Source organism: Bacillus sp. AFS040349 (genome assembly GCF_002577655.1).
GTDB lineage: Bacteria > Bacillota > Bacilli > Bacillales > Bacillaceae > Metabacillus.
Genome location: NZ_NUMC01000026.1, coordinates 1 through 636, shown reverse-complemented (window position 1 = coordinate 636; position 636 = coordinate 1). Strand labels below are relative to the sequence as shown.

General features: G+C 34.3%; 1 protein-coding gene. It reads right to left on the bottom strand.

Annotated features, from left to right (window positions below):
- Positions 1–114: 114 nt before the first annotated feature.
- A partial coding sequence (locus COD11_RS06610; RefSeq protein WP_141549655.1) for a transposase occupies positions 115–636 on the bottom strand: 522 nt, incomplete at its 5' end.

The following is a 636-nucleotide window of genomic DNA, read 5'->3' as shown; positions in this document are numbered from 1 at the left end:
GAGGGTGACTCAAAAGGTTGTTAAATAACGACCTTTTGAGCACCCTTTCTTTATTTTTGGTATAGAAACCAAATAAGTAGGATTTTTTTAATGAAAAAGGGGTATTCCTCCCCCTTATTGGCATCCAATATCCTCTTTTGCTTTATTTCTTTTTATTGCCTTCTGCATTTTTTTACAGTTATGTGCAACGCAAAGAAGCCCCCATTCAATCGTATTTTTTTGGAGGCCACGCATTGAAAAGCGTCTGAACTGCTGATTATGTTTTATTTGTCCAAATACACTTTCCACATCACATTTTCGTTGGCTATATAATTTTCGTCCTTCTTCACTCTGAAGACGTTCACGAATCTCTTTTCGTTGCCTTTGATTTTCTAGTGATATTGTAATTGTTTTTTGTTCTTTTCCTTTGGCACAAGTTTTTTGGAAAGGGCAGCCGGCACATTCAAAACATGAATACTTTCTTTTAATTGAAACATATTCATTATCAGAAGTTTTTGAGGTTTCATACTGGAATACAAGGCGTTGCTTGTTTGCACATATAAACTCATCTAGTTCCTCATCGTACTCCATATTTTCTACACGTTCGATTTTATTTTTCCAGTTTCTTTTTTGTTCCTGATCAAATGTATTATATTT